The 18435-nt window shown below is 28.5% G+C and carries 19 protein-coding genes; 2 read left to right on the plus strand and 17 right to left on the minus strand.

All coding sequences use genetic code 11. The features are described 5' to 3' along the window. Window positions 1-15 precede the first annotated feature (15 nt). From AC5SLO_RS03065 to ssb, 4 genes are read right to left on the minus strand one after another with little or no spacing between them, the layout of a single operon-like run. Window positions 16-570, minus strand: coding sequence for a peptidylprolyl isomerase (locus AC5SLO_RS03065; protein WP_494573713.1), 555 nt, complete (start codon window positions 568-570; stop codon window positions 16-18). Then, a complete protein-coding gene (gene coaD, locus AC5SLO_RS03070; protein ID WP_494573714.1) occupies window positions 563-1057 on the minus strand; it encodes a pantetheine-phosphate adenylyltransferase in 495 nt (164 codons plus the stop codon). Before coaD ends, AC5SLO_RS03065 begins: the two co-directional genes overlap by 8 nt. Next, window positions 1057-3600, minus strand: coding sequence for a DNA gyrase subunit A (gene gyrA, locus AC5SLO_RS03075; RefSeq protein WP_494573715.1), 2544 nt, complete (start codon window positions 3598-3600; stop codon window positions 1057-1059). Before gyrA ends, coaD begins: the two co-directional genes overlap by 1 nt. 6 nt (window positions 3601-3606) lie before the next feature. After that, on the minus strand, window positions 3607-4065 hold the full coding sequence (ssb, locus tag AC5SLO_RS03080; RefSeq protein WP_494573716.1) for a single-stranded DNA-binding protein: 459 nt from the start codon (window positions 4063-4065) through the stop codon (window positions 3607-3609). A gap of 89 nt (window positions 4066-4154) precedes the next feature. Between ssb and uvrA the strand changes: the two genes are divergently transcribed. Together uvrA and AC5SLO_RS03090 are read left to right on the plus strand one after the other, a co-directional pair. Further along, window positions 4155-7034, plus strand: coding sequence for an excinuclease ABC subunit UvrA (gene uvrA, locus AC5SLO_RS03085; RefSeq protein ID WP_494573717.1), 2880 nt, complete (start codon window positions 4155-4157; stop codon window positions 7032-7034). A gap of 27 nt (window positions 7035-7061) precedes the next feature. Next, on the plus strand, window positions 7062-7655 hold the full coding sequence (locus AC5SLO_RS03090) for a urate hydroxylase PuuD (RefSeq protein WP_494573718.1): 594 nt from the start codon (window positions 7062-7064) through the stop codon (window positions 7653-7655). Here AC5SLO_RS03090 and secF read toward each other — a convergent pair. The 13 genes from secF to AC5SLO_RS03155 are packed head-to-tail and all read right to left on the minus strand — an operon-like array spanning window position 7652 to window position 18433. Continuing rightward, a complete protein-coding gene (secF, locus tag AC5SLO_RS03095; RefSeq protein ID WP_494573719.1) occupies window positions 7652-8545 on the minus strand; it encodes a protein translocase subunit SecF in 894 nt (297 codons plus the stop codon). The two genes, AC5SLO_RS03090 and secF, sit on opposite strands and share 4 nt — an antisense overlap. Next, window positions 8546-10099 carry a protein translocase subunit SecD gene (gene secD / locus AC5SLO_RS03100; protein WP_494573720.1) on the minus strand — a complete coding sequence of 518 codons (1554 nt, stop codon included), beginning with the start codon at window positions 10097-10099 and terminating at the stop codon, window positions 8546-8548. 12 nt (window positions 10100-10111) lie between these two features. Further along, the gene (gene yajC / locus AC5SLO_RS03105) at window positions 10112-10396 is read right to left on the minus strand and encodes a preprotein translocase subunit YajC (RefSeq protein ID WP_494573721.1); all 285 of its coding nucleotides are present in this window, start codon (window positions 10394-10396) and stop codon (window positions 10112-10114) included. Between the two features lie 53 nt (window positions 10397-10449). Beyond that, window positions 10450-11709 (minus strand): serine--tRNA ligase, encoded by a 1260-nt coding sequence (serS, locus tag AC5SLO_RS03110; RefSeq protein ID WP_494573722.1) that lies wholly within the window; start codon window positions 11707-11709, stop codon window positions 10450-10452. Further along, complete coding sequence (tatC, locus tag AC5SLO_RS03115) at window positions 11702-12466, minus strand: twin-arginine translocase subunit TatC (RefSeq protein ID WP_494573723.1); 765 nt, start codon at window positions 12464-12466, stop codon at window positions 11702-11704. Before tatC ends, serS begins: the two co-directional genes overlap by 8 nt. Next, window positions 12453-12686 carry a Sec-independent protein translocase protein TatB gene (gene tatB / locus AC5SLO_RS03120; RefSeq protein ID WP_494573724.1) on the minus strand — a complete coding sequence of 78 codons (234 nt, stop codon included), beginning with the start codon at window positions 12684-12686 and terminating at the stop codon, window positions 12453-12455. The genes tatC and tatB overlap by 14 nt, the downstream gene beginning before the upstream one ends. Before the next feature lie 5 nt (window positions 12687-12691). After that, window positions 12692-12892 (minus strand): twin-arginine translocase TatA/TatE family subunit, encoded by a 201-nt coding sequence (gene tatA, locus AC5SLO_RS03125; protein ID WP_494573725.1) that lies wholly within the window; start codon window positions 12890-12892, stop codon window positions 12692-12694. A gap of 42 nt (window positions 12893-12934) precedes the next feature. After that, the gene (scpB, locus tag AC5SLO_RS03130; RefSeq protein ID WP_494573726.1) at window positions 12935-13636 is read right to left on the minus strand and encodes an SMC-Scp complex subunit ScpB; all 702 of its coding nucleotides are present in this window, start codon (window positions 13634-13636) and stop codon (window positions 12935-12937) included. Continuing rightward, the gene (locus AC5SLO_RS03135) at window positions 13633-14373 is read right to left on the minus strand and encodes a segregation and condensation protein A (RefSeq protein ID WP_494573727.1); all 741 of its coding nucleotides are present in this window, start codon (window positions 14371-14373) and stop codon (window positions 13633-13635) included. Before AC5SLO_RS03135 ends, scpB begins: the two co-directional genes overlap by 4 nt. An 8-nt stretch (window positions 14374-14381) precedes the next feature. Continuing rightward, window positions 14382-15329, minus strand: coding sequence for a glycoside hydrolase family 3 N-terminal domain-containing protein (locus AC5SLO_RS03140; RefSeq protein ID WP_494573728.1), 948 nt, complete (start codon window positions 15327-15329; stop codon window positions 14382-14384). Then, window positions 15322-15585, minus strand: coding sequence for a hypothetical protein (locus AC5SLO_RS03145; RefSeq protein WP_494573729.1), 264 nt, complete (start codon window positions 15583-15585; stop codon window positions 15322-15324). Before AC5SLO_RS03145 ends, AC5SLO_RS03140 begins: the two co-directional genes overlap by 8 nt. Then, window positions 15585-17318 (minus strand): arginine--tRNA ligase, encoded by a 1734-nt coding sequence (gene argS, locus AC5SLO_RS03150; RefSeq protein WP_494573730.1) that lies wholly within the window; start codon window positions 17316-17318, stop codon window positions 15585-15587. The genes AC5SLO_RS03145 and argS overlap by 1 nt, the downstream gene beginning before the upstream one ends. Continuing rightward, entirely contained in the window at window positions 17318-18433 is a 1116-nt protein-coding gene (locus tag AC5SLO_RS03155; RefSeq protein WP_494573731.1) for a deoxyguanosinetriphosphate triphosphohydrolase, read from the minus strand. The genes argS and AC5SLO_RS03155 overlap by 1 nt, the downstream gene beginning before the upstream one ends. Window positions 18434-18435 lie beyond the last annotated feature (2 nt).

An 18435-nucleotide genomic window follows, 5' to 3' on the forward strand; every position in this document is an offset into this window, starting at 1 on the left:
AATTGTTTTAAATGATTATTTAAAACTAATAATCTTATCTGGATTAGTTACTGAGCCGTTATTATTTTGGTCACCTCTTTTAATCTTATCTACAAATTCCATTCCTTCAATAACTTTACCAAAGACCGTATATTGTCTATCTAAAAATGAAGCCTCTTTGAAACAGATAAAAAATTGACTATTAGCACTATTTGGATCTTGTGAACGAGCCATTGATAGCGTTCCTCTTTCATGAGGTAAATTACTGAACTCCTCCTTAAGATCTGGAAGATCTGAACCACCCATACCAGCTCGTCTTAGATCAAACTCGTCACTTGTAGAACTTCCAAACTTAACATCACCAGTTTGTGCCATGAAACCATCAATTACTCTGTGAAAAACTACACCATCATATTTACCTTCTTCAGCGAGTTGTTTTATCCTTTTTACATGATTAGGTGCCACGTCCTCAAAAAGTTCTATTTTTACATCACCATCTTTAAGTTTTAAAATCATTATGTTCTCCTCTGCAGTTGCATTATTAGTTGTTAAAAAGATTAAAAGTAAAATTTTGATTATAAATTTATTCATATTTTTCTTTTAAAGACTTTATTGTGCTTTTTGTAGTAAATTTTCTAATATCACCTTTTAATTTGATAATTTCTTTTACAAATCTAGAAGAAATAATCTGGTTTTCTACATCTGACATTAAAAAAATCGTTTCAATATTGTTATTTAATTTTCTATTCATGCCCGCTAATTGAAATTCATATTCGAAATCAGAAACAGCCCTAAGGCCTCTTAAAATTATGTTTGATTTATATTTTTTACAAATATCAGTAGTTAATGACTGAAACGAAATGATCTCAATTTTACTCTTATTTAATTTTTGGTCTTTGAAAAGTGCCTTTTTAATGATTTCTATTCTCTCATCAGAATTAAACAAGTAATTTTTATTTGCACCATCTGAAACTGCAATGACAATTCTTTCAAATAATTTTAAGGATTTTTTAATAACATCTATGTGGCCATATGTAATAGGATCAAACGTACCTGGATACACAGCAACTTTTTTCATTACACTAAGTTATCATCAATTTTTATTGCTGAAACTACTTTTTCATCACCCGATAATTTAATAATACGTACTCCTTGAGTATTTCTTCCCGCTGTTCTAATTTCTTTTACAGCAACTCTAATAACTCTACCTTTATTTGTCGAGATCATAACTTCATCACCCTCTAAAACTGGAAAGCTCGAGGATATATTTCCATTTCTTGGAGAATTAACAATCCCTATAATTCCCTTTCCACCTCTATTTGTTACCCTGTAATCATTATGCAATGTTTTTTTACCATAACCATTTTCAGTTATAGATAAAATAAATCTCTCTTCTGTTTTTGAGTCTTTTTTATTCTTTACGTGATCAATAATAGATAATGAAACAATTTCATCATTCGGTGCTAATTCTAAACCTTTTATTCCTTTAGAAGATCTTCCTTTAAAAATTCTTAATTTTTTCGACTCGAATCTTATACATTTTCCATTTTTTGTACTTAGCATTATATTTTGATCATCTTTACAGATTTCAACCCCAACAATTTTATCATTTGGATCAAGTTTCATTGCAATTTTTCCAGCTGAATTAATAGATGAAAAATCTTCAAGACTGTTTTTTCTAATCTTACCTTTGGCAGTTGCAAAAACTATTTGCAAATTTTTCCAATCATTTTCAGGAAATGGCATTATAGAGCTAATTGATTGGTGACTTTTTAAAGGTAAAATATTGAATAATGATTTTCCTTTAGATGCAGTTGATCCTTCGGGAATTTTCCAAGCTTTAATTTTATAAACAAGACCTTCAGTTGAAAAAAAGAGTAATGATGTGTGCGTATTAACAGATAATGTTTTAACAACAGAGTCTTCATCTCTTGTAACAATACCAGATTTTCCTTTACCACCTCTTTTTTGCTGTTTAACGTTACTTAATGCACCACGTTTAATATAACCTTGTAAAGTAACTGTTATGATTACTGACTCTTTTTGAATAGTTTCTTCAATATCGTAATTCAAAATTGCATCAATAATTTTAGTTCTTCTTGGTACAGCAAATTTTTCTTTGATAGTTTTAAGCTCTTCACTAATTACCTTTAAAAGCTCTTTTTTTGAATTAATTATCTTTTTATATCCTTTTATTAAATCTGCTAATTTTTTAATCTCTACTTCAATTTCATTGATGCCTAAAGCGGTTAACTTTTGTAGTCTCAATTCTAAAATTGCAATTACTTGGGGTTCTGAAAGAGAATAAAGATTTTTACTCTTTTTATCCACTATTAAGGATATTAATTTTAAAGATTTATTTATTTTCCATTTAGTATTTAATAAAGATTTTTTTGCATCATCTGGTGTTTTTGATGAACGAATAATCTTAATAATCTTATCTAGGTTTTCTACAGAAACAGAAAGGCCAATTAATATGTGTGCTCTATCTTCAGCTTTTTTTAAATCAAATTTAGTCTTCTTAATTACAACATCTTCTCTAAATGATAAGAAATGAGATAAAAACTCTTTAAGGTTACATATTTTTGGTTTTCCATCAACTATAGCTAAAGTATTAAAACCAAAAGAACTTTCTATAGATGTATTTTTATAAAGTTGTCTCTTAATCGTCTCAGGCTCAACACCATTTCTTAAATCAATAGCAACTCTTATGCCTTCTCTATTTGACTCATCTCTAATATCTTTAATACCTTCAATTTTTTTTTCTCTAACAAGCTGTGCAATACGTTCGTTTAGTACTGATTTGTTCACTTGATAAGGTACTGAGGTAATAACAAGTCTTTCTCTTCCATTTTTTTGTGCTTCAACAGATATTTCACCTCTTATTTTAAAAGATCCACGTCCAATATTGTATCCATCTTTAATAATTGACTTACCAATGATCACGCCCCCAGTTGGAAAATCTGGACCTGGTATATGTTTCATTAAATCTTTAATCTTAATGTCTTTATTTTCAATTAAAGCTAATGTTCCATCAATTATTTCACCAAGATTATGTGGTGGTATACTTGTAGCCATACCAACCGCTATACCACCAGCTCCATTAACTAGCAGATTTGGATATTGCGCGGGCAAAACCGAAGGTTCTTTTTCAGTTTCATCATAATTGCTTTTATATTCAATAGTATTTTTTTCAATATCATCAATTAAATACTGTGAAACTTTAGCCAATCTTGTCTCGGTGTACCTCATAGCTGCTGCCGGATCTCCGTCTATAGAACCAAAGTTACCTTGGCCTTCAACTAAAGGTAAGCTCATAGAAAAATCTTGAACCATTCTAACTAAAGCGTCATAAACAGATTGATCGCCATGTGGGTGATATTTACCAATTACATCTCCAACTATTCTTGCAGATTTTCTAAATTGTTTAGACCAATCATAGCCACCTTTATACATTGCAAATAATATTCTTCTATGAACAGGTTTTAAGCCATCTCTTACATCTGGGAGTGCCCTACTTACAATTACACTCATCGCATAAGATAGATAAGACGAGCTCATCTCGTCATGCATCGAAATTAACTTGATATTTTTATCTTTAGGAATTTCTGTGTTAGGCATAAAAAACTAAAATGGAATTTCGTCATCCATATCGTTTGATGTTTGTGGCGAGTCTTCAAAATTATTATTTGATACTTGATTATTATCATTTTGAATTCCACCACCTGTGTTGCCGCCACCAAGCATTGTAAGAGAAGAATTGTACCCTTGTATTACAATTTCAGTTGAATATTTATCTTGTCCAGACTGCTCATCTTTCCATTTTCTTGTTACAATTTGACCTTCAACATAAATTTGAGCACCTTTTTTTAGATATTGCTGCACTACATTTACTAAACCATCATTAAATACAACTATACGGTGCCATTCAGTCTTTTCTTTTTTTTCACCAGAAGTTTTGTCTTTCCAGGTTTGGCTTGTTGCTAAACTTAATCTTGCAACACTTTTTCCATTTACCATTTGTTTAATCTCAGGGTCTGCGCCTAAACGCCCAATTAATAATACTTTATTTAAACTTCCAGCCATAATATTTTAAAATGTTTATTTATTTATTTAGTTTTTATATCACAATATAACCTGAATATTAATTTTATTAATTTAAAGCAACTAAAATTATGATCAAAAAGATAGTTATCAAGGGTGCAAAAGAACATAATTTAAAGAATGTTTCAGTTGAAATTCCTAAAGATCAATTTGTAGTCATTACTGGACTTTCAGGTTCAGGAAAGTCCTCTCTTGCTTTCGATACAATTTATGCTGAGGGTCAAAGACGTTATGTTGAAAGTTTATCTGCCTATGCACGTCAATTTTTAGATAAAATGAAAAAACCAAATGTTGATCTTATTGAAGGTTTAAGTCCTGCTATAGCTATAGAACAAAAAAATACTTCAAAAAATCCAAGATCAACAGTTGCTACTGTAACAGAAATATATGACTACATGAGAGTACTTTATGCAAGAGCTGGAATACCATTCTCTCCATTTACTGGCAAACCTATAACATCACAAACAATTACTCAAATTGTAGATTTAATAAAAAAATTACCAAAAAAATCTACAATTTATATTTACGCTCCAGTAGTAAGAGGTCGTAAGGGTGAATATAAAAAAGACATTCTTAGTTATAAAAGAAGAGGTTTTAGAAAAATTAAGATAGATGAAGTTTTATATGATATTGAAAAAGCTCCTGATTTAGATAAAAAAATCAAACACGATATATCGGTTCTTGTAGATAGAATTGTTATTAATTCATCTCTTGGAAATAGGTTGGCTGAAAGTATAGAAGCGGCTGTAAATCTATCAAATGGCTTGGTTTTTGTTGAATATGAAGATGAAACCTTACCTCAAAAGTTTAGAAAAATTGAAAAATTAATTTACTCAACTAAATTTGCATGTCCTGAGAGTGGATTTACTATTGAAGAGATTGAACCAAGACTATTTTCTTTTAATAGTCCGTACGGTGCCTGTGCAGAATGTGAGGGTATTGGCATAAAACTAAATGTAGATCCAAATTTAGTAATACCCGATGATAGAAAAAGTATCGCTGATGGAGCAATTGAACCATGGGCCAAATCTACAACGCTATATTATGCACAAACACTAGCTTCAATAGCAAAACATTACGGATTCTCATTGGATGAAAAGTGGAAAAAATTACCAAAAAAAATTAAGGATGTAATTTTATTTGGTTCAAATGAAGAAGAAATAAAATTTAATTATGATGATGGATATGAAAAATATTCACACAAGAAAACTTTTGAGGGTGTTATCAATAATTTAGAAAGAAGATTTTTGGAATCTGATAGTGAATGGAAGAGAGAGGCAATAGCCGAGTATCAATCAGATTCAGCCTGTGAAGGATGTAATGGAAACAGACTTAAAGAAGAGGCTTTATGTGTAAAGATAGATAATCTAAACATAAGCGAAGTTACAAAAAAATCAATTTTAGATGCCTCTAAGTGGTTTAAAGAATTAGAAGTTAAATTAGATAAAAGACAATTTAAAATAGCTGAACATATTTTAAAAGAAATTAATGAAAGATTAAATTTTCTTTTAAATGTTGGTTTGGATTATCTAACTCTCTCTCGTGAGTCTGGAACTTTATCAGGTGGAGAGGCTCAACGAATAAGATTAGCGTCTCAGATTGGCTCTGGATTAACTGGAGTTCTTTATGTTCTAGATGAGCCATCTATTGGATTACATCAAAAAGACAATGTTAAACTAATTGATGCACTCAAAAGACTTAGAGATTTAGGAAACACTGTAATAGTTGTTGAGCATGATACAGAAACTATGGAAAATGCAGATCATATAATTGATTTGGGTCCTGAAGCTGGAACTAAGGGTGGAGAAATTATAGCTCAGGGAACTTATAATGAAATCTTAAAAAACAAAAATAGCATAACCGGACAATACTTATCTCACAAAAAATATATCGAAATACCAAAAATAAGAAGGCTTGCTAAAAATGGTAGATTTGTAGAAATTAATGGTGCATGTGGAAATAATTTAAATAATGTAAATCTAAAAATACCAATTGGTAGTTTTACTTGTGTAACAGGAGTTTCTGGAAGTGGTAAGTCCACGTTGATACTGCAGACCTTATATCATGCGCTTAATTTAACCTTAAATAATAAGGCTCGAAAAGTACCAAAAGCATTTAAAGGATATAAGGGAGTTGAACTTATTGATAAAATTATAGATATCGACCAGTCTCCAATTGGAAGAACACCTAGATCAAATCCAGCTACTTATACTGGTGCTTTTGGTCCTATTAGAGATTGGTTTACAGCGCTTCCTGAGTCAAAAACTCGTGGTTATAAACCTGGAAGATTTTCATTTAATGTTAAAGGTGGTCGTTGCGAAGCATGCGAGGGGGATGGTGTAATTACTTATGAAATGCATTTCTTGCCTGATGTTTATATACAATGTGATGAATGTAAAGGAACTAGGTATAACAGAGAAACCTTAGAGATTAAATTTAAAGGAAAAAGTATTGCAGATGTTTTAGACATGTCTGTAGATGAAGGGTGTGAATATTTTGAAAATATTTCAAATATTAAAACTAAATTATTAACATTAAAGAAGGTAGGTCTTGGTTATATAAAAATTGGACAACAAGCTACAACTCTATCTGGTGGTGAGGCTCAACGTATTAAATTAGCTAAGGAACTTTCAAAAAGATCTACAGGAAGAACTATGTACATATTAGATGAGCCTACAACAGGTCTTCATCAACATGATATTAAAAAACTATTAGAAATATTGCACACATTTGTAGCTCTAGGAAATACAGTTGTTGTTATTGAACATAATCTAGATGTAATTAAAACAGCAGACTATATTGTCGATATGGGACCTGAAGGTGGTGTCAAAGGTGGAAATATTATCGCAGAGGGCAAACCTGAGGATATTATCAAAATAAAAGGTAGTTATACTGGTGAATTCTTAAAACCCATGCTCGAAGAAAAATTTAAAAAGGGGTTAAAGATTTAAAAATTTAGTGTATAATTGATTCTAATTATGGGTAATTTACTATCATCACTTCCAAAAACTATTCACGCATCATTAGCTTTAGCTGTAATTTTTTTTCTAGTGTTATTTTATGGTAATGGTGGTTTTGATTTTGATACAATTTTTTGGAGTTGGTTAACAAGATTTATTCATGTAACGGTTGCTATAATGTGGATTGGGCTTCTTTGGTATTTTAACTTTGTACAAATTCCAAATATGCCAAAGATCCCTGATGAACAAAAGCCCGCTATAGGCAAAGTTATTGCTCCAGCCGCATTATTTTATTTTAGATACGCTGCATTACTAACAGTTCTATCTGGATTAATTTTAGCTTATTTAAATGGTTATTTACACGATGCTATGACTTTAGGTGGTGGAGGAAAATATACAGCTATAGGTATTGGTATGTGGCTTGGTTTATATATGGCATTTAATGTTTGGTTTATAATTTGGCCAAATCAAAAAAGAGCTTTAGGCATGGTTGAGTGTGAACCTGATGTTAAAGCAAAATCAGCAAGAACAGCTATGCTGTTTTCAAGAACAAATACACTTCTTTCTCTACCAATGTTACTTTCAATGGTAGCGGCACAAAATTTATATTAATTTTTTTCTGCTTCTTCTTTTATAATAGTTTTTTGTGATACTCTTAATTTAACTAATATTGGATTGGCAATATAGATTGAAGAATAAGTTCCAAAAATAACCCCAAATATCATAGCGAGTGAAAAACCTTTAAGTATCTCTCCACCGAATAAATATATTGAAACTAAAGCAAGTAATGTGGTTATTGAGGTAATTAGAGTTCTAGATAGAGTTTCATTTATCGACTTATTAGTTAGGTCAAAGATTTTAATATCAGAATATTTTCTGAGATTTTCTCTTACACGATCAAAAATTACAACAGTATCATTCATCGAATAGCCAACTATTGTTAAAACTGCGGCTACTATCGATAAATTAATTTCTAAATTTAATAGAGAGAATAAACCAAGTGTTATTAGAACATCATGAAACAAAGCTATAATTGCACCTAAACTAAACTGCCATTCAAATCTTATCCAAATATAAAATAACATTGCTGCTAACGACAAAAGTATTGCAGTTATACCAGACTTTAAGAGTTCAGAACTTACCTTGGGGCCAACATTTTCAACTCTTCTAAAGGTAAAATTTTCTCCAATTGAATTGGTAAGATCTTCTTTAATTAATTCAATAATATTTGAACTTGTGTCTTTTTTTTCAATTTTAATCAAATAATCACTATCTTGACCAAATTTTTTGATATTAACATCCCCTAAATTCATTTTACTGAATACACCACGAAGAGTTGCTACATTAGTTTGGTTATATTGTGTTCTTAATTCAATTAATGTGCCCCCTTTAAAGTCAATACCAAAATTTAGACCTTTAAAAGATAAAAGTATAATTGAAATAGCAACTAACAATGTTGAGACTATACTGAATGATTTATAAAATTTATTAAAATTTATCATCTAAATAAGTTTAGGTTTTTCTTTATTTTTGACCACATAAAAACTTGTTAATAATCTTGCAATAAAATAAACCGAAAATAATGTTGTAAATATTCCTACAGCTAATGTTACAGAAAACCCTTTAACTGGTCCTGAACCCATAAAAAATAATATAATTGCTGCAATTAAAGTTGTTACATTGGCATCAATGATTGCTGTTTTGGATTTAACATAACCTGAGTCGAATGCTATAATATTATTTTTTTCTTCTCTTAATTCTTCTTTAATTCTCTCAAAAATTAAAACATTTGCGTCAACAGCCATACCAACAGTTAATATTATTCCAGCAATTCCAGGTAACGTTAAAGTTGCTCCAAATAATGTCAGTATACCAATCAGAAAAAATAAATTTACAATCAAAGTGATATTTGCAATGAAACCAAATACTTTATACTTATAAATCATAAAAATTATAACCAAAGCAAATCCAATACATAGTGAAATTATACCAGCATTTATCGAATCTTGTCCAAGATCTGGCCCAACTGTACGCTCTTCTATTATGTTAAGTGGGGCTGGCAATGCTCCAGATCTAAGAAGTAAAGCTAGATCAGTAGCTGATTGAAATGTAAAGTTTCCACTAATTTGTCCAGATCCACTTACTATGGCATCTCTTATTACAGGTGCACTAACAATTTTACCATCAAGAACTATAGCTAGTTGTTTGCCAATTCCTTCTGTAGTAGCTTTACCAAATCTTTTAGCACCTACTCTATCAAGATTGAAAGACACAACTGTTTCGTTGGTTTGAGTATTCATATTAGGTTGTGCATCAAGTAGGTTTTCACCACTCAAAATTATTCTTTTACTTACCAAGGCTTCGTTTATTTCATCATCGTACTTAAGAATTTCTGCACCAAAAGTATCATTGTCATTTTGTGTTATAAAACGAAAACTTAAATTGGCAGTTTTTCCTAATAAAGATTTTATCCTCATAGGATCATCTAAACCTGGTAATTCAACTAAAATTCTATCATTTCCTCTTTTTAGAATATTTGGTTCATTTGTACCTACTTCATCAACTCTTCTTCTAACTATTTCAATTGCCTGATCCTGTGATGATGTTTTAATTTCAACTAACCCATAATCTGAAAGCTTTAGTTGAAATTCATTATTTGAAAATATTAAGTCAAACTGGTGAGATTTGTATTGCGGATAATAAGGATTTATCTCACTATCTTTATCCATAAAAAAAGACTCTATCTTTTCTTTTAAGGTTGGATCTACATTAAAAATTATAGATTTATTGGATATTCTTAAATCTATAAATTTAATATTTTCCTTGTTTAGAAAATTTCTAATATCGGTTGCTGTGTTCTGTAATTTTTGAAGTTCCACAGGATCATTATCAATTTCGAGTAAAAGATAAGATCCACCCTGTAGATCTAAACCAAGATTTATTTTGTTTGAAAAAAATTTATCTTCAGTATTTAAAAAATTTGATAACGATATAAATAAAAAAAATATAGTTATTATAGATATTATAATAATTCTTAATTTTGAAAAATATAACACTTCAACTTGATATTATTTTTTAACTTCAGGTGTATTTAGTAAACCTTGAATACCTGTAGATTTAATAATCTCAACTTTAACATTTTCAGAAATTAAAACCTCAACTTTTTCGTTATCAATAACTCTTTCAATGGTTCCAATAATTCCAGCAGAGGTAACAACTTTGTCTCCTCTTGTTAAGTTCTCAACCATGGCTTTATGCTCTTTAACTTTCTTTTGTTGAGGTCTTATTAAAAAAAAGTAAAAAATAACAAAAATTAAAATTAATGGTATAAATTGACCTATTCCTTGATCCATATTTCTCCTAGATTAAAATGAATACTTATAACAAATGAGTGATTAAAACAACTTTAAATCTTATTGATTTTATCAATATTATTCATGTATGGTTTTAAAGCCTCTGGAATAAGAATTGAACCATCCTCTTGTTGATAATTTTCAAGTATTGCTACTATTGTTCTGCCAACAGCCAAACCACTTCCATTAAGAGTTCCAACAAATACTGTCTCTTTTTTACTATTTTTATATCTAGCTTTCATTCTTCTGGCTTGAAAAGAACCACAAGAGGAACAGCTTGAAATTTCTCTATATTTATTTTCAGATGGTAACCAAACTTCAATATCAAAAGTTTTTTCTGCACTAAAACCCATATCACCTGAGCATAATATAATCTTTCTGTAAGGTAGTTTTAACAAGTCTAGAATTTTTGTTGCACAGTTAGTCATTCTATCTAATTCAGCTAAACATTGGTTTGGCTCTACAATACTAACCATTTCAACTTTGTAGAACTGATGTTGCCTAATCATTCCCTTAGTGTCCTTTCCATAGCTGCCAGCTTCTTTTCTAAAGCATGGTGTTGATGCAACCATTCTTATTGGAAGAATTTCTTTATCAATAATCTGATCTTTAACCATATTGGTTAATATCACCTCAGCAGTTGGTATTAAAAACTTTCTATCATTTGAATCATCAAGTTTGAGTTCAAACTGATCATTATCAAATTTTGGTAATTGACCTGTTCCAAACATTGTAGAGTCGGTTGCAATTAATGGAGGTGATACTTCTTTATAACCATTTAAATTAATATGAGTATCAAGCATAAAATTAGAAATCGCTCTTTCTAGTAAAGCAAGTTTATCTTTAACAAAGACAAATCTAGATCCTGTGGTTTTTGTCGCAAGATCAAAATCAAGCATATTTAGATTTTCACCTAGCTCATAATGAGACTTGGGCTTGAAAGTAAAATTTGGTATTTTTCCTGATTTTAAAATTTCAATATTAGAGTTTTCATCTTTACCTATCGGAACATCATTATACGGTAAATTCGGTAATGATGCTAAAATATTGTCTAATTCATTTTTTATTTTACTTTGAGATGATGCAATTTCTTCAATTTTTTTTGAAATTTCTTTTGATTTTTCAAATAAAGATTTATCTTTTGATTTAGATATTTCTTTTTTTTCTTTTTCTAAATTTTCTTTTTCTTGTATAAATTTTCTATTATTTTCATCTAATAATAAAATTTTTTCAAAATCGACATCAATAAATCTTTTTTTAAGACCATCTTTAAATAATGAAATATCACTTCTAATATCTTTAATATTATGCATCTAATTTATTCTTTTTTTCAATAATATTTACTGAAAATATAGATAATTCATATAAAATCAATAAAGGTATGGCTAAACCAATTTGTGTTATTGGATCTGGTGGTGTCAATAATGCAGCAGCAGCAAAAATTATTACAACAACATACTTTCTTCTTTCTCTTAGAAATTGAGCATCAACAATTCCTACTCTAGCAAGTAAACTTAAGACAACTGGTAACTGAAAACTAATCCCAAATGCAAAAATTAACTTCATTACTAAGGATAAATATTCATTTACTTTAGCCTCTAGCTGAATAGGTAAACCAGTTGCGGCTCCTGAGCTTTCAAATGATAAAAAAAATTTAATTGCAAGAGGCATTATCAGATAATAAACAAGCATTCCTCCTAAAAAAAATAATATAGGTGTTAAAACTAAGTATGGAATTATTGCAACTTTTTCATGCTTATACAATCCAGGAGCGATAAATTTCCAGATTTGCATTAATATATATGGACAGGTTACAAAGAAAGCAGCAAAAAAAGAAACTTTTAAATAAGTTAAAAAAGTTTCTTGTAGTGCAGTAAAAATCAATCTTCTATCTGTACCAGTTTCTTTTACTGCTTTAGCAAAAGGTTCTACCAAAAAACCATATAAACTCTCAGAAAAAAAATAACATCCTATAAAAAATATGAATAAAAAAATAAATGAATGGATTAATCTTTTTCTTAATTCAGCTAAGTGACTTATGAAGCCTCCGTCATTATCAGATTTTGTCATTATCTTTATCTTTATTTTTATTCTCTTCTTTTGATTTTTTTATTTCATTAGCTTCAATATCTAAATCTGCAACTTCACTTTGAATATTGTTAATATATCTCTTTGTTGTACCAATCCATGAACCTACTTTTTTTAACATAAATGGAAAATCTTTAGGGCCAATTACAATAATAGCTACTGCTACTATTAATAAAATCTCAAACCAGCCTATAGTGGGCATTTGACTTACTCTTTGTCTTTACTGTCTTGATTATCTTCAGAAATATTTTTTGGCTCTGGTTCATCGGTAATGTCTGAAGCCATTCCTTTTTTAAAACTTTTAATACCCTTGGCTACATCACCCATTAGACTAGAAATCTTACCTCTACCAAATAGTAGGACAACTAAAATTACAACGATTGCTATTTGCCAAATTCCAATGCTCATAAGGTTTTATACATCTTTTAAATAGTATTTTAAAGAAACTTTTTATTTGTCTTCATTGGAATTCAATGTGCTGCTTAACATCTCATCTATATTTTCATAGATATCTTCCTTTTTTTCTTCCTGTTTCTCCTTGTAAAACTTACCAGTACCAAAAATTGCATTATCAATATTTGAACTATCAATTAAACCAGCAGATCCCAATTCATCAACTGTAGGTAAGTCAGACAATTTTTGAAGACTGAAATGACTTAAAAAGTCATCAGTAGTTGCATATTGAATTGGTTTACCAGGAACATCTTTTCTTCCTTGGGGTTTGACCCAGTTTAACTCCATAAGTATTTCCAATGTATTTGTACCAAATGCTACACCTCTAATTTCCTCAATTTCAGCTCTAGTTACTGGCTGGTGATAAACAATAATTGCCAATGTTTCTATTGCAGCTCTTGAAAGTTTTTTTTCAACTGTTTTTTCCTGTGACATTAAATTTGATAAAGTTTCAGAAGTTCTAAATGACCATTTGTTAGAAATACAAACTAAATTAATGCCTCTTGACGAATAATCTGTTTGAAGTTTTTCTAAAGTTTTTAAAACATTAATTTTTTTTGAAATTTTTGACTCAATTGTTTCAATATCCAAAGGTTCTGCTGCTGCAAAAACTATAGCTTCAACTTCTTTTTCTCCAACATTTATTTTTTTTGGAAATTCAAAAATATTATTTTTCAAATTCTTTTTAACCTTGTTCATTTAATTTCCTTAACATAAATTTCATCAAATAAATTATCTTGTTTGATTGTAAGATTGCCTTCTTTAACAAGTTCAAGGGATCCAGCGAAAATTCCTGCTTTTCCAGTACGTTTATATTTAAGACCACTCTTAAACGTACTGGGTATCAAGTCATTTATATTTTTCCAATCTATGAGTTTACCAAAAAATTCTTTAATTCTTTTAATGCCATCTTCTGTGGTGAAAACAGGTAGTTTGGGGATATTCATTCTTTGAAAATCTTTTGTCATAATAATAGATGAATAAGATTTAAGTAATTCGTATAAGTTTAATTTATATTCCGTGCTATAAATTGATCTTATATTACCTTTGATTCCTCTAAGTCTAATTTCTCTACCTAATCTTTTTCTTTTTAACATTTGATCAGAAAGTAAACGAATTAATTCCAATTTTTTTAATTGTAATTTTAATTTTTCAGCAACTTCTAAAACTTTAAATTCTTCTTCAGGATTACCGGGTAATAATAATTTAGATTTTAAATATGTAAGCCAAGTTGCCATTAATAAATATTCTGAGGCAACTTCTAAATTCAAATTAGATTGACTTTTTATATAATTATGAAATTGGTCGGCTAATAAAGTTATTGAAATATCTTCGAGATTAACCTTTTGAGCTTTTGCTAAATCTAATAATATATCAAGAGGTCCTTGATAATTATCAAGATCAACATTGAAGTTTTTAGAATCATTAATCGACATTCTAAATATTAGCTTATAATTTTGTAAAATTGTGATGTTTTTTTAATTATAAATTTGTTTAAAAATGGAGAATTAATAGCCACAGCTTTCATTTCCTTAAGATTTCCATTGCAGTGTAAAACCAAATCACATCCAGCACTGAATGCTTTTATCGTATTATCTTTTATACTAAATTTTAAACTTTTCATCGAAATATCATCTGACAACAAAATATTTTGAAATTTAATTTTTTTACGAATTATATCTATTACTTTTTTTGAATGAGTGGCTGTATAAACTTTATCAATATGAGAATAGACAATATGTGCCGTCATCCCAAAAAGACATCTCTTGTTCTTAAATGGTATAAAATCCTTTTTTGACAAATATTTAAGATTTTGTTTGATTGTAGGTGTTAATTTATGGCTATCTACTTTTGCTAAACCATGCCCTGGAATATGCTTCATAATGGTTCCTATTTTATTTTTATGAAAATTTTCTATGCAAATATCACCAATTCTTGAAACTACTTTGGGATCATGGGAAAAAGATCTATCACCTATGATGGAGCTTGAACCTTTTAATCTTAAATCAAGAACAGGGACAGTATTGAGATTTACACCTATTAACTTAAGATGATTAGCTGTTTCTGTAATAAATTCATTATATTTAACATTAAAAATTTTTCTATCTTTAGAATATAAATTTCCAAAAAATTCACTAGTTGATAAATCATTATTTAGAAAATTTGTAAGCCTGTTAACTCTACCTCCTTCTTGATCTAATAAAATAGGGTATTTTGTATCATTGAATATCTTTTTAATGTGATTGGTTAATTTTTTTGTTTGTTTAATTGTCTTAATATTGCGCTTAAAAAGAATTATTCCCCAGGGTTTATATTTTTTTAAAAAGAATATTTCTTTTTTATTCAATATTGTTGATTTAATTCCTATTATAAAACTTCTTCTATTAATCATCACTGTTTATCAATTTCCAAAAACTATGACTTTTTTTTTTATTATCTAAATTTTTTTCAACATATTTTACAACATTATCGGTGTCGTTATTTAACAAAATTAGTTTTTCTGAATAAGAAATAATCATTTCATTAATTTCTTGTACTGCTCTGTAGGATTTCTTTTTATTATTATCTGAAAAATAATAATCAACAGCCAAAAAAATTGTTAATATTATAAATAATATAAAAAAAAGATATTTTAACTCTTTAAACATTACATTTTTTCAGGAGTGCTAACTCCTACAATAGACATACCACTTTTAATTACATTAGATATTATTTTTAAAAAAACTAATTTATCATTAGGAATTTTTTTATTGTCATTTATGAATCTTTTGCTCTTATCTTCTTTGCCCATATTCCAGTATGAATGAAATTCAGATGAAAGTTCATAAAGGTAAATAGGTATTCTATGAGGCTCAAGCCTTGAACTTGCAGTTTCTATGCATTTTGGCCATTCAGCAATTTTTTTTAATATATTTATTTCATCTTTAGAATAATTAAAGTTATATTCTTTCATTTTTAAATCCTTATTAATATCTAATCCCACATGTCTAAAGACAGATGAAATTCTAGCAAAACAGTATTGAACATAATAAAGAGGATTTTCTTTAGATTTTTCTTTGACTTTGCTAAAATCAAAATCAAGCTCAACATCACTACTTCTATTTAACATAATAAATCTTGTAGCATCCTTTCCAACTTCAGAAATTAAGTCTTCAACAGTTATATAGTCTCCTTTTCTTTTAGACATTTTAAAAGGTTTCCCTTCTTTAATAAGTTTTACAAGTTGGCTAACTTTACAAACTAACTTATTCTTAGATCCTGATAACGCTTCAACAACCGAGGTAATTCTTTTAATATAGCCGGCATGATCTGCGCCCAAAATATTAATTAAAACATCATAATTTCTCTCTAATTTGTTATGATGGTAAGCAACATCGCTTGCAAAATATGTCCATGTTTTGTCTGATTTTTGTAAAGCTCTATCTTTATCATCACCAAAATCTGTAGATCTAAATAAAAGCTGCTCTCTTTCTATCCATCCTCTATCATTATCTCCTTTAGGAGCTTTGATTTTTCCCTGATAGATCAATTTTTTTTGTCTAAGATTTTCAATTACTTTTTCAACTTCATTATTTTGGACAATAGTAGTTTCACTAGTAAACTTATCGTGAATTATTCCAAGATTTGCTAAATTTCCCTTAATCAATTTTAAAGATTCGGAAACAGAAAGAAGTGTTAATTCTTTAGCTATATGCTCAAAATTGTCAAATTTATAATCATTTTTGATCTTTATAATATTGTTAGCTATATCTATTAAATAGTCACCTGGATAAAGATCTGTATTATCTTTTGGAAAGTTTTCATTATAAATTATTTCTCTAATTCGATAATAAACAGACTTAGTAAAATTTATAATTTGATTACCGTAATCATTTACATAATATTCTTTTGAAACATCATGTTTATTAAATATCAATAGATTAGATATAACATCACCCAAAATTGCCCCCCTACAATGACCCACATGTAACGGACCTGTGGGGTTGGCGGATACAAATTCAATTAAATATTTTTTTTTCTTTTCTTTAATATTGGTTCCATAATTTATGTGATTGTCATTTACATTCTTTATAAAATTATTCCAATATTCTGATTTAAATTTAATGTTGATAAAACCTGGTTTTACTACATTTATTGAGTCAATTAACACATCTTGTTTCTTTATTTCTTTAATTAAAAAATTAGCTAAGTCAATTGGGGATTGTTTGTTAATTTTTGATAAGAACATTGCTACATTTGTTGAAATATCACAATCAAAGTTAGCAGGTGGAATATCAACATTAATTCCATTTAAAGATTCTGGCAAAACAATTAATTTATCTTTATTTAGTTTTTTAATTAATATTAATATCTTGTCTAAGTATAAATCAAAAATGTTCATTAAATAATTTTATTTAAATTAATTGCATACCTGTCAGTCATACCAGAAATAAAATCAGCTATTGCTCTATTAGAGTCTGCTTTTAATTGGTCCTTCGATATATACTTCGATGGGTTTTTTTTTATCTTAAAAAATAATTTACTGATAATTTTCTTACCTTGATTATTTTTTAATAATACATTTTTATTATTATACATTTTAGTTCTTAAAAAAAGTCTAATTTCTTTTTCAATTGATAAAAACTTATTTGAAAAGCAAACAATACTATTATCAAAATTATAAACATCTTTTATAGTTTCAATTTTATTAATCTTTAAATTGTACTTTGTATTAGCAATCAAATCTCTAACCATTAAATCAATCGAGTCTCTTATAATTTGATATATCAAAATATCTTTGTTATTTTTTTTAATATTTTTTTTATGTGATTTATAAATATCTCTAAAAAAATTAATTTCAATTAAGTCATTTAAATCAAATAATTTAGCTTTTATTCCATCTTGAATATCATGATTGTTATAAGCAATATCATCAGAAATTGTTGAAATTTGTGCTTCAAGTGATCCTGAATTCTTATATTTCATTTTTTTATTAAAATTTTTTAATCCAATTAATCTGTTAACAGTAGATAGGTCATTAACAGGACCATTATGCTTTAACAATCCATCTAGTGTTTCTATTGTTAAATTTAGTCCTTTAAATTTTAGATACTTGTGTTCTAAAAACATAACAATTCTTAAAGTTTGAAGGTTATGATCAAATCCTCCGTAATTTATCATGCAATCATTAAGAGCATCTTCACCTGCATGACCAAATGGAGTGTGACCCAGATCATGAGCAAGGCTTAAAGTTTCTGAAAGATCATCATTCAAACCTAAATATTTAGCAATAGATCTGGCTATTTGTGCAACTTCTATTGAATGAGTAATTCTAGTTCTGTAATGATCACCCTCTGTATTAACGAAAACTTGTGTTTTATGTTTAAGTCTTCTAAAGGAAGCACTATGTATAATTCTATCTCTATCTCTTTGAAAAGACGTTCTATAAACTGAACTGTTTTCTTTATGTAAACGACCTATACTTTTAGAAAGAGCTAAATGAGAGTAATTATTCATGC

This window comes from Candidatus Pelagibacter sp. PS_44 (assembly GCF_059417735.1).

Excerpts from the sequence above, each read along its gene's own strand:
- AC5SLO_RS03065 (WP_494573713.1), bottom strand. The coding sequence starts at position 570 with ATGAATAAATTTATAATCAAAATTTTACTTTTAATCTTTTTAACAACT.
- coaD (WP_494573714.1), bottom strand. The coding sequence starts at position 1,057 with ATGAAAAAAGTTGCTGTGTATCCAGGTACGTTTGATCCTATTACATAT.
- gyrA (WP_494573715.1), bottom strand. The coding sequence starts at position 3,600 with ATGCCTAACACAGAAATTCCTAAAGATAAAAATATCAAGTTAATTTCG.
- ssb (WP_494573716.1), bottom strand. The coding sequence starts at position 4,065 with ATGGCTGGAAGTTTAAATAAAGTATTATTAATTGGGCGTTTAGGCGCA.
- uvrA (WP_494573717.1), top strand. The coding sequence starts at position 4,155 with ATGATCAAAAAGATAGTTATCAAGGGTGCAAAAGAACATAATTTAAAG.
- AC5SLO_RS03090 (WP_494573718.1), top strand. The coding sequence starts at position 7,062 with ATGGGTAATTTACTATCATCACTTCCAAAAACTATTCACGCATCATTA.
- secF (WP_494573719.1), bottom strand. The coding sequence starts at position 8,545 with ATGATAAATTTTAATAAATTTTATAAATCATTCAGTATAGTCTCAACA.
- yajC (WP_494573721.1), bottom strand. The coding sequence starts at position 10,396 with ATGGATCAAGGAATAGGTCAATTTATACCATTAATTTTAATTTTTGTT.
- serS (WP_494573722.1), bottom strand. The coding sequence starts at position 11,709 with ATGCATAATATTAAAGATATTAGAAGTGATATTTCATTATTTAAAGAT.
- tatC (WP_494573723.1), bottom strand. The coding sequence starts at position 12,466 with ATGACAAAATCTGATAATGACGGAGGCTTCATAAGTCACTTAGCTGAA.
- tatB (WP_494573724.1), bottom strand. The coding sequence starts at position 12,686 with ATGCCCACTATAGGCTGGTTTGAGATTTTATTAATAGTAGCAGTAGCT.
- tatA (WP_494573725.1), bottom strand. The coding sequence starts at position 12,892 with ATGAGCATTGGAATTTGGCAAATAGCAATCGTTGTAATTTTAGTTGTC.
- scpB (WP_494573726.1), bottom strand. The coding sequence starts at position 13,636 with ATGAACAAGGTTAAAAAGAATTTGAAAAATAATATTTTTGAATTTCCA.
- AC5SLO_RS03135 (WP_494573727.1), bottom strand. The coding sequence starts at position 14,373 with ATGTCGATTAATGATTCTAAAAACTTCAATGTTGATCTTGATAATTAT.
- AC5SLO_RS03140 (WP_494573728.1), bottom strand. The coding sequence starts at position 15,329 with ATGATTAATAGAAGAAGTTTTATAATAGGAATTAAATCAACAATATTG.
- AC5SLO_RS03145 (WP_494573729.1), bottom strand. The coding sequence starts at position 15,585 with ATGTTTAAAGAGTTAAAATATCTTTTTTTTATATTATTTATAATATTA.
- argS (WP_494573730.1), bottom strand. The coding sequence starts at position 17,318 with ATGAACATTTTTGATTTATACTTAGACAAGATATTAATATTAATTAAA.
- AC5SLO_RS03155 (WP_494573731.1), bottom strand. The coding sequence starts at position 18,433 with ATGAATAATTACTCTCATTTAGCTCTTTCTAAAAGTATAGGTCGTTTA.